The organism is Pseudonocardia lutea (genome assembly GCF_042658055.1).
In the GTDB taxonomy this organism is placed as follows: Bacteria; Actinomycetota; Actinomycetes; order Mycobacteriales; family Pseudonocardiaceae; genus Pseudonocardia; species Pseudonocardia lutea.
Genome location: NZ_JBHSQK010000005.1, coordinates 110,796 through 134,940 on the forward strand (window position 1 = coordinate 110,796; position 24,145 = coordinate 134,940).

The window sequence follows — 24,145 nt, forward strand, 5'->3', positions numbered from 1 at the left end:
GCCCGCGCCGATCGTCCCAGCCCGAGGTGGGTCGTCACGCGTCGGTTCGGGGTTCCCCCGTGGACGAGGCGGCCGTCCGCGACGGGCTCGAGGTCGTCGTGGAGGTCCCCGTGGCCGGGCGGCCCTCCTCGAGCCGTCGCCGCTGCGGCACGACGGTGTACTTCGGGTCGTTCGCGGACTGCAGGCCCGCGTGGAAGATGCCCCAGCGGGTGGCGGCGGAGGCGGCCAGCAGCGCGCCGCCGGACACGGCGCCGGCCAGGCGGCTGCGGCGGCCGAGCACCGCACCGACCGCGCCCGCGACGGAGAGGATCTTCCCGGCCCTGACGTACGTACCGCCGCGGCCCTGCGAGTAGGGCTCCCCGGGCATGCCCATCCGCCGCTCCATCAGCTCGAACGCGGCCAGCTCGGTGCCGACGCCCATGGCGGCGAGGGCGCGGGCCGGTCCGTGCTCGCGGAGCGGGGCGGCGACGAGACCGAGCCCACCGGCGGCGGTCGCGGCCGAGCCGACGAACACGTAGGGCATCTCGCGGTGCCCGTCGTGCCAGGCGGGCACGGCGGTGTCGCTGATCAGCGCGGCGGTGTAGGAGGCGACGGCCGGCCCGAGGGCGGCGGCGCCGGCCGTGGCCGCGGCCCCGATGCGGGGCAGCCGGCCGGAGACGGCGCTCGCGGCCGCGGCGCCGGCCAGCGGGACGTACCCGGCGAGCAACCAGGAGCCGACGCTCATCGGCGAGGTCACCTTGAACACCCGCAGCATGTTCAGGAACCGCATCGGCCTGCCGAGGTCGTGGACCAGCGCGGCGAGGGACAACGCGCCGGCGGCGACCGCGGCGAGCTTGGTCGACCGGGCCAGGGCCGGCCGCCCGGTGACGTGCGCCCCGGCCCCGAGCACCGACGAGGCGCCGGCCAGCCCGCCCAGGAACAGGTAGCCCGCGATGTCGCGGGACTCCCACACGGGCGGGTTGAGGATCGAGCGGCCGTAGTACGAGCGGAACTCGGCATCGGGAACCATCGCCCGCTCACCCCGTGCACCACGACCTCCGCCGCCCCGCCGCCGGCGCCCGCCCTGCCGGCCGTCGTCGCGCACGGCGCCGGTCGTGGCCTCCCGGTCCGGACGTCCGCCGCGGACCCCGTCCCTGGTGACGTCGGACTCGCTCATCGCCGTCCTCCGGTCCTGGTCGTCGAGGCGAAGGCGGCGGCCACGCCGCCGAGGAGGCCGAGCGCGGCCATGCCGACGTGCTTCCACATCCGGGGCAGGTCCCGCGTGGTGACGACGGGGTCGGGCGGCAGCCCGTAGACCTCCGGCTCGTCGAGGAGCAGGAAGAACGCGCCGTCGCCGCCGACGCCGTCGTCCGGTTCCCGCCCGTACAGCCGGGCCTCGGTGACACCCGCGTCCTGCAGCTGCGCCAGCCGGGCGTCGGCGCGCTCGCGCAGCTCGTCCAGCGGGCCGAACTGGATCGAGTCGGTCGGGCACGCCTTCGCGCACGCCGGCTCGGCGCCGACGCCGAGCCGGTCGTAACAGAGCGTGCACTTCCAGGCACGTCCGTCGTCCTTGCGCTGGTCGATCACCCCGTAGGGGCAGGCGGGGATGCAGTAGCCGCAGCCGTTGCAGATGTCCTCCTGCACGACGACCGTGCCGAACTCGGTGCGGAACAGCGACCCCGTGGGGCAGACGTCCAGGCACGCCGCGTGCGTGCAGTGCTTGCAGACGTCCGACGCCATCAACCAGCGGAACTCGCCCGCCCCGCCCGGTTCGACGGGCGCGGCCGGGAGGTGCGCGGGCGGGCTGGACGTGCCCTGGCCCGCCAGGGAGAGCACGTCGAGACGGGCGAGGTCGTGCCGGGTCGGGTCGGTGCGCGGGACGCCCGGGTCCTGCGCGGCGAGCGGGCGGCGCTGCTCGATGAAGGCGACGTGCCGCCAGGTGTCCGCGCCCAGCCCCTCGCTGTTGTCCATCGAGGTGCCGGTGAACCCGCCCTCGGGGAAGTCGGCGGGGATGGCGTTCCACTCCTTGCACGCCACCTCGCACGCCTTGCAGCCGATGCACACCGAGGTGTCGGTGAAGAAGCCCATCCGCGGCGGATGGCCGTCCGTCCCGTCGGCGTACCCGCCCGGGCGGGCCGGGTCGGCGTCCCCGGACAGTGCAGTGCGCAGGTCGGGTTCGGCCGTCATGACGCTCCTCCCGCCGTCCGGGTGCTTCCGGTGTCGTCCACGCCGGTCCGCTCGGTGATCCCGGCACGTTGCCGGTAGGCCTCGACCAGGGCGACCCGGTCCGGTCCACGGGGGCGCCGGCCGGGCCGGATGTCGCAGGCCAGGGCCTTGGTCTCCATGATGTGCACGTTCGGGTCCATCACCAGGCTCGTCAGCTCGTTGGCCGCGTCGCCGGTCACCAGGCCGTTGGGTCCCCAGTGGTAGGGCAGCCCGACCTGGTGCAGCACCCGCCCGGCCACCCGCAGCGACGGGATCCGGTCGGTGACCATGACCCGGGCCTCGATCACGTTGCGCGCCGTGACCAGGTGGGCCCAGCCGCCGTGCTCGAGCCCGCGCTCGCGGGCCAGCTCGGGTGAGACCTCGCAGAACATCGCCGGCGCGAGCTCGGAGAGGTACGGCGACCAGCGGCTCATGCCACCGGCGGTGTGGTGCTCGGCGATCCGGTAGGTGGTGAGCGCGTAGGGGTAGACCTGCGCGCCGGGCTCGTCGCCGCTGGGCTGGAACCGGTCCTGCGGGTGCACCACCGAGTCGATCTGCCGGGCCGGGTTGCGCTGCTCCGGGTAGACCGGGTTGGCCACCGGCGACTCCTGCGGCTCGTAGTGCGCCGGGAGCGGCCCGTCGGTCAGCCCCGCCGGCACGTAGAGCCAGGCCTTGCCGTCGGCCTGCATGATGAACGCGTCCGTGCCCGAGAGGGCCTCGACGCCCTTGGCGTCCTCGGGCGGGACGTGGTCGGGGGCCTTGGTGGGCGAGAAGTCCGGGACGTCGTGGCCCACCCACTTCTTCTCGTCCGGGTCCCACCACACGTAGGCCTTGCGTTCGCTCCAGGGCGTGCCGTCGGGTGCGGCCGAGGCGCGGTTGTAGAGGATGCGCCGGTCCGCCGGCCACGCCCAGCCCCACTCGTGGGCGACCCAGTCCTGCTCGGTGCCCGGCTTGCGGCGGGCGGCCTGGTTGACCCCGTCGGCGTAGGTGCCGCAGTAGATCCAGCACCCGCAGGCGGTCGAGCCGTCGTCGCGCAGCTGCTGGTAGGACGAGAGCGGCGTGCCGTGGCCGTCCCACCCGTTGATCTCGGCGAGGACGGCCTCGGCCTCCGGCTCGTCCAGGCCCGGGTGGGTGGGCGAATCCTTGGTGGGGTAGTCCCAGGTGAGGTCGAGCACCGGGCGGTCCCGCTCGTCCGTGCTGCCGGCGAGCTTCTCCCGGATCCTGCGGCCCAGGTGGAACAGGAACCACAGGTCGCTGCGGACGTCGCCGGCCGGTTCGACGGCCTGGTGGTGCCACTGCAGCAGCCGTTGGGTGTTGGTGAAGCTGCCGTCCTTCTCGGTGTGCGCGGCGGCGGGCAGGAAGAACACCTCCGTGCCGATGTCCTCGGTGCGCATCTCCCCGGTCTCGATCTCGGGCCCGTCCTTCCACCACGTGGCCGACTCGATCAGGGAGAAGTCCCGCACGACCAGCCAGTCCAGATTGGCCATGGCCAGCCGTTGCATCTTCGCGTTGGCCGACCCGACGGACGGGTTCTCGCCGAGCACGAAGAAGCCGGTGCACTCGCCCTCGAGCTGGGCCATCACGGTCTCGAAGGAGCTGTGGCTGCCGGTGAGCCGGGGCAGGTAGTCGAAGCAGAAGTCGTTCTCGGGCGTGGCCGCCGGGCCCCAGTAGGACTTGAGCAGGCTGACCAGGTAGGAGCCGAGCTCGGCCCAGTAGCCCTTCTCCGCCTTCTCCGCCGACACGAAGGTCGTCAGGTCCGGCGAGGACTCCGCGTGGGGCATCGGGATGTAGCCGGGCAGGATGTTGAACAGCGTCGGGATGTCCGTGCTGCCCTGGATGCTGGCGTGCCCGCGCAGAGCGAGGATCCCGCCGCCCGGACGGCCGATGTTGCCCAGCAGGGCCTGCAGGATCGACGCGGTCCGGATGTACTGCACACCCACGGTGTGGTGGGTCCACCCCACGGAGTAGACGAACGCGCTGGTCCGCTCGGGGGTGGAGTTCTCCTCGAGCAGCTCGCACACCCGCAGGAACGTCTCCTCCGGCACCCCGCAGGTCTCGGCGACCAGCTCGGGGGTGTAGCGGGCGAAGTGCCGCTTGAGGATCTGGAACACCGTGCGCGGGTGCTGCAGCGACTCGTCGGTCTCGAACCTGCCGCTGATACCGGCCCCGCCCGACCCGTGCGCCTCCCCGCGGGCGGCCCGCTTCACACCGCTCGACCCCCTGCGCCCGCCCGGCCCGCCGCCGTCGGACCCCGCCTGATCCGACTGCGCCTTCCCGGACTGCTCGACGCGTTCCGACCCGACCTGGTCCCGCTCGCCGGACGCGGCCTGGACCGTGCCGCCCTCGTAGCGCCAGGTCTCGAAGTCGTAGGACTTGTCCTCCCGGTCGAGGCCGGAGAACACGCCCGCGAGGTCCTCGGTGTCACGGAAGTCCTCACCGACGAGCGTGGCCGCGTTCGTGTACGCCACCACGTAGTCGTGGAAGTACTTCTCGTTCTGCAGGACGTGGTTGATGATCCCGCCGAGGAAGGCGATGTCGGTGCCGGCGCGCAACGGGACGTGCAGGTCGGCCATCGCGCTGGTGCGGGTGAAGCGCGGGTCGACGTGGATGACCGTCGCCCCGCGGGCCTTCGCCTCCATCACCCACTGGAACCCGACCGGATGGCACTCGGCCATGTTCGAGCCCTCGATGACGATGCAGTCGGAGTTCTGCAGGTCCTGCTGGAACGTCGTGGCGCCGCCGCGACCGAAGCTGGTCCCCAGACCGGGGACGGTGGCGGAGTGTCAAATGCGCGCCTGGTTCTCGATCTGGATCGCGCCGAGCGCGGTGAACAGCTTCTTGATGAGGTAGTTCTCCTCGTTGTCCAGCGTCGCCCCGCCGAGGCTGGCGAAGCCCATCGTGCGCCGGACCCGCTTGCCCTCGTGCTCCCACTGCCAGCCCTTGCGCCGGCTCTCGATGACCCGGTCGGCGATCATGTCCATCGCCGTGTCGAGGTCGAGGTCCTCCCAGTCGGTACCGCCCGGGCGCCGGTAGCGGACGGTGTACTCGCGCGCGTCCCCGGTGACCAGCTGCAGGCTCGACGACCCGCGCGGGCACAGCCGGCCGCGGCTGATCGGGGAGTCGGGGTCACCCTCGATCTGCACGACCTGCTCGTCCTTGACGTACACGTTCTGCCCGCACCCCACTGCGCAGAACGGACAGATCGACTTGACGACACGGTCCGCGGTGCCGATGCGTGGCTGCAGGCGCGCGCTCGTGCCGCTCCTGGCCGCCGAGCCGCGGCCCAGCGGGTCGTCCCCGGTGAGCTGCCGGTAGACCGGCCACGACTCGATCCACGTCCTGACGCCCACGTCTCACCCCTCCTGGTTCTGCTGGTCGTGGCGCTGCTGGGCCGCGCGCATGGCGGTGTCGGCGGCCACCCGTGCGGAGATCCACTCGTGCACGGCCTTTCGACTGGTCGGGTTGTGCACGGGCACGCCGAGCAGGTGCTGGGTGCTCGCGGGGACGCCCTTGTCCTCCCGCTCGGCGGCGGTGAGGGCGTCGGAGCCGTCGGCCGGGACGCCGGTGGCGATCATCTCGACCTGACCGGCGGGGATCCCCAGGCGGCGGCCCACCTCACCGTGGTCGAGGCCCTGCGCCAGCAGCGCCCTGACCTCTCGAGGGCTCGGCATGCTCAGCTCCCCGTCCTTCCGTGTGTCGTCTCGCGGGTGGCTCCGCCGACCGCCCCGTGCCCCACGTGAGCGGCCGCGTCGGCTGCGGCCGTGCGCTCCTCCTCGGCCGTCCAGCGCCAGGCCAGCCCGAGCGCGGTCAGCCCGATCGGCAGCATCCCCAGGACCATCGCGATCCCGCCGGGCCCGTCGCCGCGGGCGACGAGCCAGACCCCGGGCAGGTCGAGCGCCGGCATGGTGGCGAAGAGGTAGACGATCCGGCCGGCCGGCGACAGCCGGCGGCGGCCGAGGACGGGTGTCCAGAACAGGACGCCGCCGGCCAGCAGCAGCACCGGAGCGGCCCCGGCCAGCGCCGGCAGCAGGACCGCCGCGGCGTGGAGCAGCACGACCCCGGGCGCCACGACGACCGCGGGCAGCGTGGGCGGCTCCACGCGCAGCGCCCGCAGCAGCATGAGCAGCAGCGGGGCGAGCACGGAGACCAGCAGCCCGTCCACGGCCATGTGCGCGAGATGGTTCATCCCGACCTCCGGAACAGCCCCCGCACGGCCGCGGGCAGGACGGCACCGAGCACGAGCAGCCGGCCCCGCCGCCGCGGGGGAGCGGGCGGGGGCGGCGGGTCGGCGGCGCGCACGGGGTGGCCGGCCGGGACGGGCACGGCCTCGCCGGTGGTGGTGCCGTCGTACTCCTGGGGACGCGGGTTCGGGGCGAGCGGCATGCCGTCGAGCGCGGCCGGCTCGGGCCGGGTACCGGGCGGGACGCGCTCGCCGCGCACGAGCACCGCGGCGGCGCCCAGGGGGTAGAGCGCGACGAGCAGCCAGAGCCAGCCGTAGGCCAGGGCGAGGCCGGCGAGGGTGAGCCCGATCGCGGTGAGGACGGCGGCGGTGCTGCGGACGGGCATCCGCACGGTGGTGCCGACGCCGCGCCGCGCGCGCAGGGCCAGCAGGACGGCGAGCCCGAACCCGGAGACGAGCAGCAGGTCGAACAGCCAGAGCAGCATGGAGATGGTCTGCGGGCGGAACCCGAGCATGATCCCGGCGAGCACGCCGTTGCCCGCGGTCCAGGCACCGACGAGGAGGTGACCGGTGCGCAGCTCGCGCACCCGCGAGGGCGGCAGCGCGGCCCGCCGGACCGGGTCGGGCGGGGCGGCCGGGGACGGGGACCCCGCCGAGGTCGACGACGGGGTGGGGGAGGCCGGGGTCGGGGTGGTCATGCCCGGCCCTCCCCACCCCGCAGGTCCTGTCGGAGATCGAGCAGGGGCGCGTAGCTGCGGATCGGCGGCACCGGGTGGGCCGGGTCGAAGTTCTGCGGGGGCGGCGGGGAGGAGGTGGCCCATTCGAGGGTGAAGCCGCCCCACGGGTCGTCGGGCGCCCGCCGCGGCCGCGCGATCGACACGACCAGGTCGACGAGGAACAGGATCGTGCCGATCGCGAGCAGGCCCGAGCCGAGGGTGGCGATCAGGTTGAGCGTGCCGAAGCCGTCCTGGGGCAGGTAGCTCGCGATGCGCCGGGGCATGCCCTGCAGCCCGAGCCAGAACATCGGCAGGAAGGTGGCGTTGGTGCCGAGGAGCCAGAACCAGAAGTGCGCCTTGCCCAGCCGCTCGCGCAGCAGCAGGCCGGTGGCCTTGGGGAACCAGTAGTAGAACCCGGCGAAGAAGCCGAACAGGCTGCCGGCGGCCAGCGTGTAGTGCCAGTGCCCGACGATGAAGTACGAGTCGGTGACCTGGTAGTCCACCGGCGGGGTGGCGACCATGATCCCGGTGAGGCCGCCGATCAGGAACTGCGGCACGAAGGCGACCGCGAACAGCATCGGGGTGGGGAGGCGCAGCCGCCCGCCGAGCAGCGTGGCGAGGAAGCCGAAGTACTCCAGCCCGGCCGGGACCAGCAGCAGGATCGAGGTCAGCGAGTAGTAGTCGTTCTCGGCCTGCCCGGTGCTGAACATGTGGTGTCCCCACACGCTCATCGACAGCGCGGCGAAGGCGAGCAGCGACACGACGGTGATCCTGTAGCCGAAGTAGCGGCGGGCGCCGAACACCGCGAGCACCTCGGCGACCGCCCCCACGAACGGGAAGAACATCACGTAGACGACGGGATGCCCGAAGAACCAGAAGACGTGCTGGTAGCCGATGTTCCAGGCGTTCTGGGTGAACAGGTCGGGCTCGATCCGGCCGGCGGCCAGGATGCCCATCGCCACCAGCAGCGAGGGGAACGCGCCGATGCACATCAGGTTGGTCGCGACGACCGACCACGTGAACACGGGCATGCGCAGCAAGGTCATCCCGCGGGTGCGCTTGACCAGGGCGGTCCAGAGCACGGTGGCCGCCATGAGCAGCATGCCGAGCCCGGCGAGCGTCACCCCGGCGATCCACAGGTCCACCCCGGGGCCCGGGGTGTAGCGGGTGCCGGCCAGCGGCGGGTAGGCGTACCACCCGTGGTCGGCGGCGCCGGAGGAGGTGGCGAAACCCGACAGCATGGTCACCGCGCCGCCGAGGTAGAGCCAGTAGCCGAGCATCGTGGTGCGCGGCGCGGCGACGTTCGGGGCGCCGATCTGCAGGGGCACCAGGTAGAGCCCCAGCCCGATGGCGAACGGGGTCATGACCAGGTAGATCATGCCCGAGCCGTGCATGGTGAAGAACTGGTTGTAGCGGTCGGGGGACAGCACGTCCATCTGCGGCTGGGCGAGCTGCGCGCGCAGGGTCAGCGCGAGGCCGCCGATCGCGATCAGCAGCGCGACGGCGGTGCCGAGGGTCAGCAGCCCGATCCGCTTGTGGTCGGTGCTCGTCACCCAGGCCAGCACCGTGGTGCGGACCCGGCGGGGCGCCGGTTCCGGGACGTCGAGCGGGGGACGGGGTTCGGTGGCGGTCATGCGGCCGCCCCCGCCGGCAGCGCCCCGGTCCGGAGGAAGGCCTGGTACTGGTCGGCGGGCACCGCCTGGACGTAGAAGTCCATGTCCTTGTGGTAGGTGCCGCAGAACTCCGAGCAGCGGCCCAGCCAGCGGCCGGTCTCCGGGAACGTCATCAGCAGCGTGTTGACGTGGTCGGGGTAGGCGTCGCGCTTGACCGCGAGCTCCGGGATCCAGAAGGCGTGGGCGACGTCCCGGGCGGTGAGGGCGAACTCGACCGGCCGCCCCTGCGGCACGACGATCACCGGCCGGCCGGCGGGGGTGTCGCAGGAGCCGGAGACGGTGGTGGCCGAGCCGGGGTAGCTCGCGCTCCAGCACCACTGGAAGGCGGTCACGTCGACCCGGACCGGCTGCTGCCCGCCCGACAGGCCCGTGCGCTCGGCCACCACCCGGGTGTCGGTGTAACCGAGCCGGTGGTTGTTCGACAGGCTCAGCCACACCAGGAACGCCGCCGCGCCGCCGAGGAACACTGCGAAGGTGATCTCGATCGGGTTGTGCTCCGCCGCGGCGAAGGGCAGCTTGTCCCGCCGGCGGGCGCGGTTGAGGACCAGGGCGCCGAGCAGCAGGCCGGTGACCACGACGAAGACCCCGCCGGCGATCCACAGTTGCAGGCCGAACACGTGCTCGAACACCCCGCGGTAGTCCACCCCGTCGCCCTCCCCGGTCGTGTCCGCCCCACGCGGCGCAGCAGCCGCGGCCGTTCCTACCCGCCTCCTTCACCTCCAAACGGGTCACGTGGCGGGGGAGCTCGGCGGCAGCGGCGCCCGCCCCTGCCGGAGAGGTCTACTCGCGTCGGTGGGTGGTTGCCGGATGGAACGACCATCGCAAGGCGACCGCAAGATTCGCTCCGGCTGCCGTGGCCCACCCTCCGTGGGGAGGGCGGAGCAGCGTTTCGCGCGGCGGTGCACGGGTACGGGCGGCGCGACGCGCGGTGGTCCCCGGGGGCGGTTCCGGGGCCGCTCCGGAACGGGCTGCCCGGACGGCGACGCGGACGAGGGAGGTGGCGGGTGGGGCCGGTGACGCGGAGCCTGGCGCGGACGACCGCGAACGCCCTGGACCGGCGCTTCAAGGCCGCGGGCGCGGTGCGGCGACAGGCTTCGCACGTGTTCCCGAAGCACCACTCGTTCTACTGGGGCGAGTTCGCGCTGTACTCGTTCGTCGTGCTGGTCGTGTCCGGTGCGTACCTGGCGCTGTTCTTCGTGCCGGACACGACCGAGGTGGTCTACCGGGGACCGTTCGAGCCGATGCAGGGCCTGTACATGTCCCGGGCCTACCACTCGGTGCTGACGATCTCGTTCGAGGTCCGGGCGGGGCTGTTCGTCCGCCAGCTGCACCACTGGTCCGCGCTGGTGTTCGTCGGGGCGATGATCCTGCACATGGCCCGGAACTTCTTCACCGGGGCCTTCCGCCGGCCGCGCGAGACGACCTGGCTCGGCGGGGTCGCGCTGCTCGCGCTCGGCATCCTCGAGGGCTACCTCGGCTACTCCATGCTCGACGACCTGCTCTCCGGGCTGGGCGTGCGGATCTTCTCGGGGATCCTGCTGTCCGTGCCGCTGGTGGGCACCTGGCTGCACTGGATGGTGTTCGGCGGGGAGTTCTTCGGCGACATCTGGATCTCCCGGTTCTTCATCGCGCACGTGTTCCTGATCCCCGCCGTGCTGGTCGCGCTGATCGCGATGCACGTCGGCCTGGTCTGGTACCAGAAGCACACCCACTTCCCCGGGCCGGGCGCACGCGAGGACACCGTGGTGGGGGAGCGGGCGGTGCCGGGCTTCGCCAGCAACACGGTGGCCAACGGCATCTGCGTGCTGGCGGTGCTGGGCCTGCTCGCCGGGGTGTTCCAGATCAACCCGGTGTTCCTGTGGGGCCCCTACGTGCCGTCCCAGGTCTCGACCTACATTCAGCCCGACTTCTACGCCGGGTTCCTGATCGGCGGGCTGCGGCTGTGGCCGCGGTGGGAGATCCCCCTGGGCGCCTACACCGTGCCCGCGCCGTTCTGGGTGGGGCTGGTCCTCCCGCTGGTGATGTTCGCCCTGCTCGCGGCCTACCCGTTCCTCGAGCGGTTCGCCACCGGCGACCGGGGCGCGCACCAGGTGCTGCAGCGCCCGCGGGACAACCCGACCCGGACCGGGATCGGGGCCATGGGCCTCGTCTTCTGGGGGATCCTGTTCGCCTCCGGCGCGACGGACGTGATCGCGGCGACCTTCGACGCGCCCTTCGAGCTGCTCGTGTGGGCCGGCCGGATCGGGCTGCTCGTGCTGCCGCCGGTGGCCTTCCTCGTGGTCCGCCGGATCTGCCTGGGCCTGCAGCACGAGGACCGGGACGTCCTGCGGCGCGGGATCCGCACCGGGGTGCTGCAGGAGCGGCCCGACGGCGTGTACGTCGAGGTCCGCCGCCCGCCCGGCGGGGCGGACCACCTCGGCCGGCCGATCCCGCTCGAGTACGGCGGCGCGCGGGTCGACCAGCGGCCCGCCGCCGCCCCCGAGCCCGTGACGGAGGAGCGGTGAGGACGCGTCGGCTCCGGCACGCGCTGCTCCTGGTGGCGGCCCTCGTCGCGCTCGGCGGCGCCTACGCCCTCCTCGTGCCCGCGCCGCAGACCGCCCGCGCCCAGACCGGGCAGGCCCAGATCGAGCAGGGCCGGCTGCTCTACGCGCGGGCCTGCATCAGCTGCCACGGCGCGAACCTGCAGGGCGCGCCGGACCGCGGGCCGACCCTGGTCGGCGTCGGCGACGCCGCCGTCTACTTCCAGGTGTCCACCGGCCGGATGCCGCTGGCCCGCTCCCAGGATCGCGGCTACCGCAAGGACCCCGCCCCGGAGTTCGATCCCGCCACCGAGCAGGGTCGGGCGAACCTCGCCGCGCTCGGCGCCTACATCGAGGCCCACGGCGGCGGGCCGACGACACCGGCCGAGACCGGGCCGGAGCTGATCGGCTCGGACGTGGCGCACGGCGGCGAGCTGTACCGCCTCAACTGCGCCTCCTGCCACCACTTCACCGGCCGCGGCGGGATCCTGGCCGAGGGCCGCTACCCGCCGCGGCTCGAGGGCGCCACGCCGGAGCAGATGTACACCGCGATGCTCAGCGGGCCCATGGCGATGCCGGTGTTCGGCGACCGCCAGCTCACCCCGGAGGAGAAGAAGGACATCATCGCCTACGTCCTGGCCGTGCGCGGGCAGAACAACGCCCCCGGCGGGTTCACCCTCGGCGAGCTCGGCCCCGCCACCGAGGGCCTGGTCGCCTTCGCGGTCGGGCTCGTACTGCTGGTCGGCGTCGCGGCCTGGATCGGGGCCCGCTCGTGAGCGGCCCGCGGGAGCCCACCGGGCCCGAGCTGGAGCGGATGAGCCGCGGCGAGCTGGTCGACCTCGGCAACGCGCTCGACGGCGTCCGGGTCGTCTCCGACGAACCCGCCCCCGCGTCGGTCGACGTGCGCGGGGAGCGGCGCAGCCGGCGCCGGGTCACGCTGCTGCTGCTGCTGTCGTTGCTCTGCGCGGCGGCCTTCGCGTGGGCGTACCTGTTCTGGCCCACCGGCTACGTGCCGGCCGGTGCGCCGGGGCACACCGCCTACCTGCTCTACACCCCGCTGCTCGGGGTCACCTTCTTCGGCGCCGTCGGCGCGCTGGGCGCGGCGATGATCCTCTACGTCCGGAGCTTCTACCCCGAGGAGGTCGCGGTCCAGCAGCTGGAGAAGGGGCCGTCGGCCGAGCGCGACCGGTTCACCGCGGCCGCCGCCCTGGCCGAGGCGGGCCACAGCACGGGGTTCGGCCGGCGCTCGATGATCCGCCGACTCGGCCTGACCGGCCTCGGCGCCCTCGGGATCCTCGGTGGCCTCGTCGCCGTCGGCGGGCTGGTCCGCGACCCGTGGAAGGCGCGCGGCGACGCGCCGTTGTGGACCACCGGGTGGAAGCCGACCGGCGGCGAACCCGTCTTCCTCCGCGTGGCCACCGGCGACCCGCACGAGATCAGGAAGCTCCGGCCCGAGGACGTCGAGGTGAACGGGATGATCACCGTCGTCCCGTTCCGGGAGGGCGAGCGGGGCGACGTCGAGGCGCTGCACGCCGCCGAGATGGCGCCGGACAGCCCCGTCATGCTCATCCGGCTGCCGGCCGGGGCCCCCGTCAGGCCGGCCCCCGGCCGGGCGGACTTCGGCTGGGGCGACCACTACGCGTTCTCCAAGATCTGCACCCACCTCGGGTGCCCGGCCTCCCTCTACGACGCCGGCCTCCAGATCGCCCTCTGCCCCTGCCACCAGTCCCAGTTCAAGATCAGCGAGGGGGCGCGGCCGATCTTCGGTCCCGCCGCCCGCCCGCTGCCGCAGCTGCCGATCACCGTCGACGCCGACGGGTTCCTCGTCGCCCGCGGCGACTTCGCCGACCCGGTCGGCCCCAGCTTCTGGGAGATCCGGCGGGGGAGGCACTGACCGCCGCCCGGCCGGGTTCCCGGACGCGGCGCGCGGGATCGGCCCGGGGACCGCAGGATCGACGGGTGCGCACCACGATCGACGCCACCGGACCCGTACCCGCCGACGAGGCCTGGGACCGCTACGCGCGCCCGCGGCGCTGGCCCGAGTGGGCGCCCTACCTGCTCGGGGTCGAGGCCTCGGCGGACCGGCTGGTCCCGGGCATGACCGGCCGGGTCCGCGGACCGCTGCGGCTCGCGGTCCCGTTCACGGTCACGGAGGTCCACGAGCCGGGTGGGGCCGGGCCGGCCGGCTCGCCCGCCGCCCGTCCCGGGACCGGCTCCTGGGCCTGGGAGGTCCGGTTCGGCCCGATCGGGCTGTCGCTCGACCACGGCGTCGAGCCGCGGGGGAGCGGCACCCGGACCTGGCTGACGGTCGAGGGCCCGTGGCCCGTCCTCGCCCTCTACCTGCCGCTCGCGCGCGTGTCGCTGGAGATGCTGGTCCGGCGCCGGACCTGACCCGCGAGCCGGCCCGCGGCCCGGGCCGCACCGGCGCCCGCCGCGGCCAGGGCCGCCCGGTTGCGCACGAGTCCACGCCCGCCCCTCACCGCCAGCGCGCCCGCGACCACCCAGGGCCCCGCGACCACGACGGGGTCGAGCCACTGGTGCGCCAGGTCGGCGCGGCCCCGGCCGAACCGCGACCGGACGGGGTGGCGGGAGAACTCGGCGAGCACGCCCGTCTCGGTCACCGGGTTGTCCGGGCGCAGGGTGGCGAAGGAGCGCACGTGGTTCTCCCACGCGTCGATCCGGTCGCCGAGCATCAGCAGCAGCCAGTGCGCCGCCCGGCCCTCGCCGTAGCGGCGATAGGCCAGGCCCCGCACGGCCCCGGAGAGCCCGCGGCGCGGGCAGGTGGTCCCGTAGACGGGCGTGAGGAACTGGTGCTCGACGGACCGCTCGCGGCGGTCGTCGTCGGGCTGCCGGTCGGGGAAGCGCCAGTGCGCGCCGCTGAGGTCCGCGCGGAACTCCAGCTTGGGGTCCGAGGGCCGGTCCTCCGGGTCGAGGTCGACGCCCCAGCCGGGGATGCGGGCCCGCAGCTCGTCGGGCGACTCCTTCAGCGGCGGCTTGTCCGGTGTGTAGGTCATCGGGGTCTCCTCCCTCAGGCCGCGCTCGGCAGGACCAGGGTCTTGATGCAGTCGTCGAGCTTCGCCGAGAACATGTGGTAGGCCTCCGCGATGTGCTCGAGCGGCACCCGGTGGGTGACGATGTCGGCGGGCCTGATGTAGCCCTGCCGGACGTGCTCGAAGAGCCGCGGCCACTGCCGCTTCACCGGGCACTGGTTCATCCGCAGGGTCAGGCCCTTGTTCATGGCGTCGCCGAACTTGACCGCGCTGAAGAGCGGCCCGTAGGCGCCCATGACCGAGATGGTGCCGCCCTTGCGGACCGAGTCGATGGCCCAGTTCAGCGCCACGGGCGAGCCGCCCTGCAGCTTGAACTTGGTCGTCGTGACGTGCTGCAGGAAGTTGCCGTCGGCCTCCGCCCCCACGGCGTCGATCGCGACGTCCGCACCGAGGAACCCGGTGTCGCGCTTGAGGTGCAGCACGACGTCGCCGACCTCGGTGAAGTTGAGGGTCTCGGCATGGGCGAAGGTCCGGGCCTTCTCCAGCCGGTAGTCGAGGTGGTCGACCACGATGACCCGCCCCGCGCCCATCAGCCACGAGGACAGCGCGGCGTAGAGCCCGACCGGGCCGGCCCCGAACACGACCACCACGTCGCCCCCGGCGATCTCCCCGAGCTGGGCGCCGAAGTAGCCGGTGGCCAGCGCGTCGGTGAGCAGGACGGCGTCGTCGTCGTCCATCCAGTCGGGGATCGTCGCCGGCCCGACGTCCGCCAGCGGCACCCGCACGAACTCGGCCTGCCCGCCGTCGTAGCCGCCGCAGGTGTGCGAGTAGCCGTAGATCCCGCCGACCGCGGTGGCGTTCGGGTTCACGTTGTGGCAGTTGGAGTACAGCCCGCGCGCGCAGTACCAGCAGGAGCCGCAGAAGATGTTGAACGGCACCATGACCCGGTCGCCGACCTGCAGGTTCTGCACGGTCGGCCCGACCTCGTCGACCACGCCCACGAACTCGTGGCCGAAGGTGTGGCCGATCCGCGTGTCCGGCATGAGCCCGTGGTAGAGGTGCAGGTCGGAGCCGCAGATCGCCGCCCGGGTCACCCGCACGATCGCGTCGTTCGGGTGCTCGATCCGCGGTCTCTCCTTCTCCTCCACCCGGATCTTGTAGGGCCCCCGGTAGACCATCGCGCGCATCGCCGCCTCCTCCGCGGGCCGGCAGCGTCCCCTCCCGCCCCCGGTCGGGGGCTCGGCCGGCCACGACGGGTGCTACCCGCGCGGGCGGGAGTCATCCCCGGCGGCGGGGCCCGGCCGGACCGACCGGCCGGGGGCGTCGCGGGCCGGGGGTCAGTTCAGTCGGCGAGTGCCCTCGGGCAGGCCGCCGCCGGCGTAGACCGACTCGGCGAGCTCCGCGAGGGCGGTCAGCGCGACGTTCTGGCTCCAGGGGCCGTAGGAGACCCGAGCCACGCCGAGCCGCCGCGCGGTCTCCAGCGGGAGGGACCCCGGCACGCCGATCAGGTTGATCGTGCGCTCGCCGAGCGCCTCGACCAGGCGCCCGACCGTCGTCTCGTCGAGCCGGCCCGGCACGAAGAACGTGGTGGCGCCGGCGCCCAGGTAGGCGCGGCCGCGCTCGATCGCGTCGGCCAGGACCTCCTCCGGGTCCCGGTCGCCGGCCCGCAGGAAGGCGTCCGTGCGGGCGTTGAGCACGAACGGGACGCCCGCCTTCTCGCCCGCCGCGACCGCGGCCTCGACGGCCTTCACCGAGTCGGCCAGCGGCTTCATCTGGTCCTCGAGGTTCGCGCCGACGATCCCGACGTCGATCGCGCGGGCGACGGTGCCGCCCGGGTCGCCGTAGCCGGCCTCCAGGTCGGCGGTCACGGGCAGGTCCCCGGCGACCCGCGCGATCAGCCCGACCTCGGCGATCATCTGGTCGCGTGGGATGTTCTCGCCGTCCTCGTAGCCGCGGGAGGCCGCGATGCCGTGGCTGGCGGTGGCCAGGGCCTTCGTGCCGGGCGTCTGCGCGACGACCCGCGCGGTGATCGCGTCCCAGACGTTGACGAGGAGCAGCAGCTCGGGCGCCTCGTGCAGGCGACGCAGTTCGGTGGCCTTCTCGACGATGGTGCTCATCACCGGACCGTAGCCAGCGCGGCGCCCCGACGGCCACGGACCCGCCCGCGGTCACCCGCGCCGACCCGTACGGGCCCCGGACACGAGCGGGCTCGGCCGGCGTGCCCTCCGGCCGAGCCCACGCGGCACCAGGTCCGGGGTCGGGTCCGAACGGGATCCGATCCCCGGCCGGGCGTCCCCCTCCCACCGCCGCGGACACCGAGCCTGGCCCAGAGTCAGAACGGGTTCTAGGGACTTAAGTCCTGAGCGCCGGGCGCGGGCCCGGACCGGTTCGTGAGCCGCAGGGCGAGCGCGAACGCGGCGGCGTCGCCGAGCGCCGCGCCCTCGGCGAGCGCGGCGTCGAGGCCGGGCCCCAGGGCGGCGCGGGCGGCCTCCTCCACCCGCCGCTCCCGCCCCAGGTCGGGCCCGAAGGCGCGGGTGGCGCGCGGGCTGGCGCGCAGCGCACCGAGCAGGGCCGCCGCCTCGCGGTGCCGGCCCAGCCCGGACAACGCCTCGACCAGGGCGCGGACCGCGATCCAGGTGTGGTTCCAGGACCCCGAGCGGTGCCAGTGCTCGAGCAGCGGCCGCAGCTCGGCGAGCGACGCCCCGCCGTGCCGCACCGCCGAGGTGAGCAGGGTGTGCCGGGCGATCCCGGCGACGAACGCCGAGTCGGCCTCCTCGGCCAGCGCCACCGCGCGGCGCAGGTGGGTCGCGGCGGCCGGGTCGCCCTGCTCGGCCCGGTGCTCGCCCCACGCGTACTCCGCCCACGCACGCACGGTCGGCGAGCCGGACCGGGCCGCGACCGCCGCGATCTCGGCCTCCACCGTGGCGGTGTCCCCGTCGGTGCCCCCCTCGGTGCCGGCGGTGCCGGCGGTGCCGGCGGTGCCGTCCCCGGCATAGGTCGCGGAGAACAGCCGGTCGACCAGGGCGGAGATCAGCACCTCGGGGTCCGGCCCGTCGTCGGGGCCCTCGGACGTGCCGGCCGCGGCCGCGAGCAGCGCCTCCCGGGCCGCGTCCGCCGCCGCTCGGGCCTCGCCGAGCCGGCCGCCGAAGGTGTGGAGGTTGGCGAGCAGCTCGTGGCCGTATCCCGGGTGACCGAGCGCGACCAGCGCGTCCGCGTGCGCGCCGGCGAGGTCGAGGTCCCCGCGCTGCCAGCAGGCGCAGGCCACGAAGTACAGGGTCCGGGCCGCGGCGGGGGTGAGCCGGCGGGTGGCCACCCGACCGTCGGCCCCGACGACGCCGGACGCGCGCAGCGCCTCCTCCGCCGGGTCGACGAGGTCGATGCGACAGCGCAGGAATCCGAGCTCGGCGAACAGCGCGGCGAGGCGCAGCAGGTCGTCGGGCGGCCCGTTCTCGGCGAGCCAGGCGTGGGCGCGACGCAGGTCGGCGAGGTGGGCGTCGAAACGGCGCACCGCCTCCGCCTCCCCGGGGCCCCGCCGCGCGCGCCCGACCTCGGCGGCGAGGCCGGCGGCCCAGGAGGCGTGCCGGGCCCGCAATGCCGGCCCCTCCGCCCGTTCGGCGACCCGGCTGCGGCCGAAGGCGCGCAGGGTCTCCAGCATGGTGAACCGGGTGCCGCGCCGGACGACCAGGGAGCGCTCCACCAGGTCCGGCAGCGCCGCCGCGTCGCCGCACACCGCCGCGACCGCGGCGGGCTCGACCGGCCCGGCGAACACGGCCATCCGGTCGAAGAGTGCGCGCTGCTCCTCGTCGAGCAGGCCGTAGGACCAGGCGACGACGTCGCGCAGCGAGCGGTGCCGGGCGGCGGCGGTGCGCCGACCGCCCCGCAGGACGTCCAGCGGCCGGTCCAGGGCCTCCACCAGGCCGGCCAGCCCGAGCGGCAGGACCCGGGCCGCGGCGAGCTCGAGCGCCAGCGGCAGCCCGTCGAGCCGCGCGCAGATCTCGTCGACGAGCGCCCCGGGGTCCTCCCCGTCGACCGCCCCGTCGACCTCCCCGTCGACCGCCCCGTCGACCCCGCCGACCCCGCCGACCCCGCCGACCCCGCCGACCCCGCCGACCCCGCCGACCGGCACCCTGCCGATCGGAGCCGCCGGGTCACCGGCCCGGATCCGGTCGGCGAGCAGCCGCGCCGCGTCGGGCGGCTCGAGCGGCGCGACGGGCAGGCACTGCTCGGCGTCGATCCGCAGCGCCTCCCGCCCGGTGGCGAGGACGTCGACCTCCGGGGCGCCGGCCGCGACGGCCGCGGCCAGGGCCGCCGCCCGCTCGACGACGTGCTCGCAGTTGTCCAGCACCAGCAGCAGCCGGCGCGGGGCGAGCACCTCGACGATCCGCGCGCGCAGCGAGCCCGGCTCGGCGTCGGTGATCCGCAGGCGCCCGGCCAGGGCCGGCTCGACGTCGTCCGGGCCGCCGTCGCCGAGCTCCACGACGAGGACGCCGTCGGGGTAGTCGGCCGCCACCCGCGCCGCGACGTGCCGGGCCAGCCGGGTCTTGCCGACGCCGCCGGGCCCGGTGAGCGTGACCACCCGGGAGCGGCCGAGCAGCTCGGCGGCGAGGGCGAGCTCCCGCCCGCGCCCGACGAAGGAGTTGGCCGGCGGGGGCGGGAAGGACGAGCGCGTGACCGCGGGCGGCCGGGCCGGCAGGACCGGTGGCGGGAGCTCCTGGCGCAGCACCCGGCCCTCGAGCTCGCGCAGCTCCGGCGAGGGGTCCAGGCCCAGCTCCTCGGCCAGCCGGGTGCGCAGCGCGGCGTACGCGTCGAGGGCCTCGGCCTGGCGACCGGCGGCGACGAGGGCACGCATCAGCACCCCGACGGCCCGCTCGCGCAGCGGTTCGGCACGCACCAGCGGCTCCAGCGCCGCGACCGCGTCCGCGGGCCGGCCGGCGTCCACCAGCGCGGCCGCCCGCTCCTCGATCGCGTGCCGGTGCAGCTCGTCGAGCCGCGCCACCTCGGGCTCGACGGCCGGGTGGTCGAGATCGGCGAAGGGCCGGCCGCGCCACAGCGCCAGGGCGGCGTCGAGCACGGCCAGCCGGACCGGCGGGTCGTGCCCGTCCCCGCCGGGCCCGCGCAGCCCGTCGAGCAGGTCGGTGAAGGCGGCCGCGTCGACCGCGCTCCGCTCGGCACGCAGCCGGTACCCCCGCGGGGTCGTCTCGCCGGCCAGACCGGGCGGCAGCAGCCGGCCGAGCCGGGCGACGTTGGTCTGCACGGCCCCGGCCGGATCGGCCGGTGGCGTGGCACCCCAGACCAGCTCCGCGAGCAGGTCCACGGGCACGGGCTCGTCCAGGCGCAGCGCCAGCGCGGCCAGCAGGCGCCGCTGCCGCGCCGACCCGACCGCGACCGCCCCGTCGTCCAGGGCGAGCGGCCCGAGCACCCGGAGGACCGCCATCGGGCCATGGTGGCGCATCCGGCGGCCGCGCGGCAGCGCCTTTCGTCCCGGGATGCCCGGATCGGCGGTGCCCCGGCCGCACGGACCGCCGCTGACAGCGCGGCGACAGGCGACCGACAGCGCGCCCGTCCATGCTCGGGCCACCGACCAAGGGGGAACCATGACCGACACCGCCGCCGACACCGCCGCCGACACCGCCACCGACACCGCCGCCACCGACACCGCCGCCGGCGCCGAGTCCCTGACCGAGCGGCTCTTCGACGCCGTGCTCGCCACCATGGACCTGCACGCCGTCTACCTCGGCGACCGGCTCGGCTACTACCGCGCGCTCGCCGAGGGCGACGCGCTGACCCCGGGGGAGCTGGCCGAGCGCACCGGCACGGCGGAGCGCTACACCCGGGAGTGGTGCGAGCAGCAGGCCGTCACCGGCATCCTGCGGGCCGACGCCGAGCCCGCCGGTCCCGCCCGCCGCTACACGCTGCCCGCCGAGCACCGCGCCGCGCTGGTCGAGGTCCTGTCCCTGGACCACGTCGTCCCCCTCGCCCGCTTCGCGATGGGGTGCGCCAAGCAGTCCGACCTGCTCGCCGAGGCCTTCCGCACCGGCGGCGGGGTGTCGTGGGCGCAGCACGGCGCCGACGCCCGCGAGGCCCAGGCCGCGGCCAACCGGCCGCTGTTCCTCGGACCGCTCGGCCGCGAGTACCTGCCGTCGGTCCCCGACGTCCACGCCGCCCTGCGCGCCGGGGCCCGGGTCGCCGACGTCGGCTGCGGGCACGGCTGGTCGGCGATCGGGATCGCCCTGGCCTACCCGGAGGTCACCGTCGACGGGTTCGACCTCGACGCGCCTTCGGTCGAGGCGGCCCGGTGCAACGCCCGGGAGGCCGGCGTGGCCGACCGGGTGCGTTTCCACCTGGCCGACGCCGGGTCCGTGACCGCCGGGACCTACGACGTCGTGTTCGCGTTCGAGTGCATCCACGACCTGCCCGACCCCGTCGCGGTGCTGCGCACCATGCACCGGCTGGGCGGGACCGTGATCGTGATGGACGAGCGGGTGGCCGAGACCTTCACCGCGCCCGGCGACGAGATCGAGCGCCTGATGTACGGCTACAGCCTGCTCTGCTGCCTGGCCGACGGGCTGGCCCACGAGCACTCGGTCGGCACGGGCACGGTGATGCGCCCGGACACCCTGCGCGGCTACGCCCGCGAGGCCGGGTTCGCCGAGCTCGAGATCCTCGGCATCGAGGACGACTTCTTCCGCTTCTACCGGCTGGTCCGGTGAGGTGACCCGGCGCCGCGGCGGCCCGACGGGTCGCCGCGCGATGTGCCACGCCGTTTCCGGGATTCGTGGATCAAGCTCGACAACGACGAGGTGCGGCGTGCTCGGCGACGAGTGCGCGTGCCTTGCCGAACATCTCGGCTATGTCGGGCTCGAACCAATACACGGCGAGCTCGTGCTTTCCTGCCGGGTAGTCGTACTGCCACGGCCAGGCCCTGCCCACCTGCTCGCTCAGGACGCCGGGCTGTCCGAGAAGGCCGGTGAGGTCGTGAGGGAGGCGGCAGCACCGGAAAGCTCGACGAGCTCGTCGGCTCGGAACCGTCGGCCCGGGTGGTCGACGAGGACGCCGAAGAGCTGTCGCCGGCGGTCGTGGAGCTGTTGCCAGATGGCGACCGCGAGCTCGTGGTCGGTCCCTCGCCAGTCTGCGTTGGATCGGCCCTCGAGCCACAGCTGGGTGAGGTCGCGGAGTCGGGCGGCCTTGTCGGCCGGAACGGTGAGGGTGACGTCGACGGTGTCGGGGCGATCGTCCGGCGGTAGCTCCGCCTCACCGCTCGTGCCGACAGTCTCGGACTCACCTCTCGACCGACGTCCGGAGAGCAGACCAGGCGCGCTGAGATCGAGGGATAGATTCACGTGCCCACGCTGAGCCCGGCGTCACTCATCGGCTGAAGGCCCATCGGATATCCGGCACTCCTGCGACCTGACACCTGCTCGGGTTCACACGATCGTGGTACGGCAGCGGTTCTGCGGAGTCACCCGGGCGACAATGGGCCGGAAGCCGGAATCGACTACCCCGGTTGGGTGATCAACGACCGGGGATGATCTCGTCGTTAGGGTGCGAGCACTGGCAAGGGGGGCACGTTGGCCAAGCTGAGCACGATTCTGGACCAGATCGACGCGGGCACGATGCAGTTGCCGGAGTTCCAGCGGGGGTACGTCTGGAACCGCGACCAGGTCCGCGGGCTGATGAAGTCGCTCTACCACGGCTACCCGGTCGGGGCGCTGCTCGTGTGGGAGACCGAGGGCAGCACCCAGGCGGTCCGTGGTGGCGTCTCCAGCGCCGGTCAGAAGCAGATGTTGCTCGACGGCCAGCAGCGCGTCACCACGCTCTACGGCATCATCCGCGGCAAGGCTCCGGCGTTCTTCGAGGGCGACCCGAGCGTCTTCCAGGGGCTGCGGTTCAACGTCGAGGACGAGTCCTTCCAGTTCCACGCACCCGTGAAGATGAAGGACGATCCGCTCTGGATCGACGTCACCGCGATGTTCGAGGGCGAAGAGGGGGCGGCCTACGAGCAGCTCCTCGATCTCAAATGGCTGCGGCCCAAGCTGCCCGTCTACCTCGCTCGGATTTCTCAGCTGCAGGCCGTCCTGCAGAAGGACTTCCACATCGAGCAGATCACCGGGGCGGACAAGACGGTCGACGTCGTCGTCGACATCTTCAACCGGGTCAACTCCGGCGGCACCAAGCTGTCCAAGGGTGACCTCGCGCTCGCCCGGATCTGCAGCGACTGGACCGACGCCCGGCCCACGATGCGGCGCAACCTGGCCCGCTGGCGGGAGTCCGGTTTCACCTTCACCCCCGACTGGCTGCTGCGCAACGCCAACGCGGTCGCCACCGGACGTGCCCCGTTCTCCGCGCTGGAGGACGTCCAGGCGGACCAGTTCCAGGTCGGGCTGACCTCCGCGGTGGACCACGTCGACCACCTCCTGTACCTGATCACGACGCGTCTCGGCCTGGACCACGACCGGGTCCTCATGGGTCGCTACGCCCTGCCGGTGCTCGCTCGACACCTCCACAACCGCGGCGGCCGGTTCGCCGACGGCGCCGAGGCCGACCGCGCCCTGCACTGGTACATCCACGCCGCGCTCCGCGGCCGGTTCGCGGGATCCACCGAGACGTTCCTCGCCAAGGACCTCGAGACCGTCGACAAGTCCGGGATCGAGGGCGTCACCGCCGCACTGGCCCGCTCCCGCAAGGGCGTGCTGTCGATCGACGCCCAGGACTTCGAGGGCAACGGCCGCGGCTCGCGGTCCTACCCCCTGCTCTACCTGCTGACCCGGGTCCGGCGGAGCCGCGACCTCGTGACCGGCAACCCGCTCGGTGCCGACGCCCCCTCCCTGCAGGTACACGAGATCTTCCCGAAGAGCGAGCTCGCGAAGCTGGGCCGCTTCAGCCGGGCCGAGCTGAACGCGATCGCGAACTTCGCGTTCGTGGTGCCCTCCTCCGCGGTCACCCTGAGCCGCCGCGACCCCGCCGAGTACCTGGCGCAGATCGACCCCGCGGTGCTGGCGTCCCAGTGGATCCCGGCCGATCCCGAGCTCTGGCGGATCGAGAACTACCGCGAGTTCCTCGCCGCCCGCCGGGAGCTGCTCGGTCGGGCGGCGGACGCCTTCTCCGAGGAGCTGCTGACCGGTTCCCGCGCCTGGACCGCCGACCAGCAGCTCGCGCCGATCGTCGTCGCTCCGGACGACGACGAGCGGGACGCGCGTGCTGCCCAGCTCAAGGCCCTGATCGAGGACTTCGCCGAGATGGGGTTCGTCGCCCCGTCGCTCGACGCCGAGATCTCGGACCCGGACTCGGGCCGGGTCCTGGCGGTCGCCGAAGCCTTCTGGGCGGACGGTCTGCAGCCGGGACAGGACAAGGCGGTGATCCTCGAGCTGGACCCGGAGGAGGCCGACCTCCCGCGGCTCGCCGAGCTGGACTGCCTGGTTTTCACGTCGGTCGACGCGCTGCGCGGCTATGCCCAGCGGCGCAACGAGACCGCCTCCGGCGAACGGGAGGACGACGGCGCCGCGGTCTCGTCGACGGGCGGCCCGGCGCCGGCCGAGGTCGACATCGAGCAGCTCGACGAGCCGCCGGTGGAGACGGGCGGTGAGTTCGACCAGGTCGTCCTCGACACCATCGAGGCCTGCAAGGACGACCTCGGCTACAACCCCAAGCAGTTCCGGGTGATGGTGAACCAGTACGGGGCGTTGGGTGCCGTGCGGCGGATCCTGCACGCGCCCGCGGTGTCGGACGGTTTCGTGACGCTGTGGGAGCACCGCAGGCTCGACCTGACCGTTGAGGCGATCGCCACGGATCCCCGGTTCGTGCACCTGTTCACCGACGACGAGCTGGCGGTCGCCCGCAAGCGGCTGGCGGACTTCGCCGATGCGGTCCCGAAGGCGGGCTGAGC

The 24,145-nt window shown here is 74.1% G+C and carries 19 protein-coding genes; 6 read left to right on the forward strand and 13 right to left on the reverse strand.

The window, feature by feature from the left end; genetic code table 11:
• Positions 1 to 34: 34 nt before the first annotated feature.
• Genes nrfD through ACFQH9_RS01885 form a run of 8 tightly spaced genes read right to left on the reverse strand, consistent with a single transcriptional unit; the run spans position 35 to position 9,397 of the window.
• On the reverse strand, positions 35 to 1,156 hold the full coding sequence (nrfD, locus tag ACFQH9_RS01850; RefSeq protein ID WP_379563473.1) for an NrfD/PsrC family molybdoenzyme membrane anchor subunit: 1,122 nt from the start codon (positions 1,154 to 1,156) through the stop codon (positions 35 to 37).
• Entirely contained in the window at positions 1,153 to 2,166 is a 1,014-nt protein-coding gene (locus tag ACFQH9_RS01855; RefSeq protein ID WP_379563475.1) for a 4Fe-4S dicluster domain-containing protein, read from the reverse strand. The genes nrfD and ACFQH9_RS01855 overlap by 4 nt, the downstream gene beginning before the upstream one ends.
• Positions 2,163 to 5,534: a formate dehydrogenase gene (gene fdh / locus ACFQH9_RS01860; protein ID WP_379563477.1), complete on the reverse strand. Its 3,372-nt coding sequence runs from the start codon at positions 5,532 to 5,534 to the stop codon at positions 2,163 to 2,165. Before fdh ends, ACFQH9_RS01855 begins: the two co-directional genes overlap by 4 nt.
• Before the next feature lie 3 nt (positions 5,535 to 5,537).
• Positions 5,538 to 5,855 carry a hypothetical protein gene (locus ACFQH9_RS01865; RefSeq protein WP_379563479.1) on the reverse strand — a complete coding sequence of 106 codons (318 nt, stop codon included), beginning with the start codon at positions 5,853 to 5,855 and terminating at the stop codon, positions 5,538 to 5,540.
• Positions 5,856 to 5,857: 2 nt separating this feature from the next.
• Positions 5,858 to 6,370, reverse strand: coding sequence for a cytochrome c oxidase assembly protein (locus ACFQH9_RS01870; protein ID WP_379563481.1), 513 nt, complete (start codon positions 6,368 to 6,370; stop codon positions 5,858 to 5,860).
• On the reverse strand, positions 6,367 to 7,062 hold the full coding sequence (locus tag ACFQH9_RS01875) for a hypothetical protein (protein WP_379563483.1): 696 nt from the start codon (positions 7,060 to 7,062) through the stop codon (positions 6,367 to 6,369). Before ACFQH9_RS01875 ends, ACFQH9_RS01870 begins: the two co-directional genes overlap by 4 nt.
• Positions 7,059 to 8,714 (reverse strand): cytochrome c oxidase subunit I, encoded by a 1,656-nt coding sequence (locus ACFQH9_RS01880; RefSeq protein ID WP_379563485.1) that lies wholly within the window; start codon positions 8,712 to 8,714, stop codon positions 7,059 to 7,061. The genes ACFQH9_RS01875 and ACFQH9_RS01880 overlap by 4 nt, the downstream gene beginning before the upstream one ends.
• Entirely contained in the window at positions 8,711 to 9,397 is a 687-nt protein-coding gene (locus tag ACFQH9_RS01885; protein ID WP_379563487.1) for a cytochrome c oxidase subunit II, read from the reverse strand. The genes ACFQH9_RS01880 and ACFQH9_RS01885 overlap by 4 nt, the downstream gene beginning before the upstream one ends.
• Before the next feature lie 369 nt (positions 9,398 to 9,766).
• On the opposite strand from ACFQH9_RS01885, the gene qcrB reads away from it, so the two are divergent.
• The 4 genes from qcrB (at position 9,767) to ACFQH9_RS01905 (ending at position 13,663) form a co-directional block, all read left to right on the forward strand.
• Positions 9,767 to 11,257, forward strand: a complete 1,491-nt coding sequence (gene qcrB / locus ACFQH9_RS01890; RefSeq protein ID WP_379563489.1) for a cytochrome bc1 complex cytochrome b subunit — start codon at positions 9,767 to 9,769, stop codon at positions 11,255 to 11,257.
• Positions 11,254 to 12,048: a cytochrome bc1 complex diheme cytochrome c subunit gene (gene qcrC, locus ACFQH9_RS01895; protein ID WP_379563492.1), complete on the forward strand. Its 795-nt coding sequence runs from the start codon at positions 11,254 to 11,256 to the stop codon at positions 12,046 to 12,048. Before qcrB ends, qcrC begins: the two co-directional genes overlap by 4 nt.
• On the forward strand, positions 12,045 to 13,166 hold the full coding sequence (gene qcrA / locus ACFQH9_RS01900) for a cytochrome bc1 complex Rieske iron-sulfur subunit (RefSeq protein ID WP_379563494.1): 1,122 nt from the start codon (positions 12,045 to 12,047) through the stop codon (positions 13,164 to 13,166). Before qcrC ends, qcrA begins: the two co-directional genes overlap by 4 nt.
• A gap of 65 nt (positions 13,167 to 13,231) precedes the next feature.
• On the forward strand, positions 13,232 to 13,663 hold the full coding sequence (locus tag ACFQH9_RS01905) for an SRPBCC family protein (RefSeq protein WP_379563496.1): 432 nt from the start codon (positions 13,232 to 13,234) through the stop codon (positions 13,661 to 13,663).
• On the opposite strand, the gene ACFQH9_RS01910 is transcribed toward ACFQH9_RS01905, so the two are convergent.
• The 4 genes from ACFQH9_RS01910 to ACFQH9_RS01925 form a co-directional block, all read right to left on the reverse strand.
• The gene (locus tag ACFQH9_RS01910; protein ID WP_379563498.1) at positions 13,609 to 14,286 is read right to left on the reverse strand and encodes a hypothetical protein; all 678 of its coding nucleotides are present in this window, start codon (positions 14,284 to 14,286) and stop codon (positions 13,609 to 13,611) included. The two genes, ACFQH9_RS01905 and ACFQH9_RS01910, sit on opposite strands and share 55 nt — an antisense overlap.
• A gap of 14 nt (positions 14,287 to 14,300) precedes the next feature.
• Positions 14,301 to 15,449 (reverse strand): zinc-dependent alcohol dehydrogenase, encoded by a 1,149-nt coding sequence (locus ACFQH9_RS01915; RefSeq protein WP_379563500.1) that lies wholly within the window; start codon positions 15,447 to 15,449, stop codon positions 14,301 to 14,303.
• Positions 15,450 to 15,599: 150 nt separating this feature from the next.
• Entirely contained in the window at positions 15,600 to 16,379 is a 780-nt protein-coding gene (locus ACFQH9_RS01920; protein WP_379563501.1) for an isocitrate lyase/PEP mutase family protein, read from the reverse strand.
• A 227-nt stretch (positions 16,380 to 16,606) separates the two neighbouring features.
• Positions 16,607 to 19,696 (reverse strand): ATP-binding protein, encoded by a 3,090-nt coding sequence (locus ACFQH9_RS01925; RefSeq protein ID WP_379563503.1) that lies wholly within the window; start codon positions 19,694 to 19,696, stop codon positions 16,607 to 16,609.
• Between the two features lie 160 nt (positions 19,697 to 19,856).
• Between ACFQH9_RS01925 and ACFQH9_RS01930 the strand changes: the two genes are divergently transcribed.
• On the forward strand, positions 19,857 to 20,972 hold the full coding sequence (locus ACFQH9_RS01930; RefSeq protein ID WP_379563505.1) for a class I SAM-dependent methyltransferase: 1,116 nt from the start codon (positions 19,857 to 19,859) through the stop codon (positions 20,970 to 20,972).
• 228 nt (positions 20,973 to 21,200) lie between these two features.
• On the opposite strand, the gene ACFQH9_RS01935 is transcribed toward ACFQH9_RS01930, so the two are convergent.
• Positions 21,201 to 21,602: a DUF6416 domain-containing protein gene (locus tag ACFQH9_RS01935; protein WP_379563507.1), complete on the reverse strand. Its 402-nt coding sequence runs from the start codon at positions 21,600 to 21,602 to the stop codon at positions 21,201 to 21,203.
• Between the two features lie 228 nt (positions 21,603 to 21,830).
• On the opposite strand from ACFQH9_RS01935, the gene ACFQH9_RS01940 reads away from it, so the two are divergent.
• A complete protein-coding gene (locus ACFQH9_RS01940) occupies positions 21,831 to 24,143 on the forward strand; it encodes a GmrSD restriction endonuclease domain-containing protein (protein ID WP_379563509.1) in 2,313 nt (770 codons plus the stop codon).
• Positions 24,144 to 24,145 lie beyond the last annotated feature (2 nt).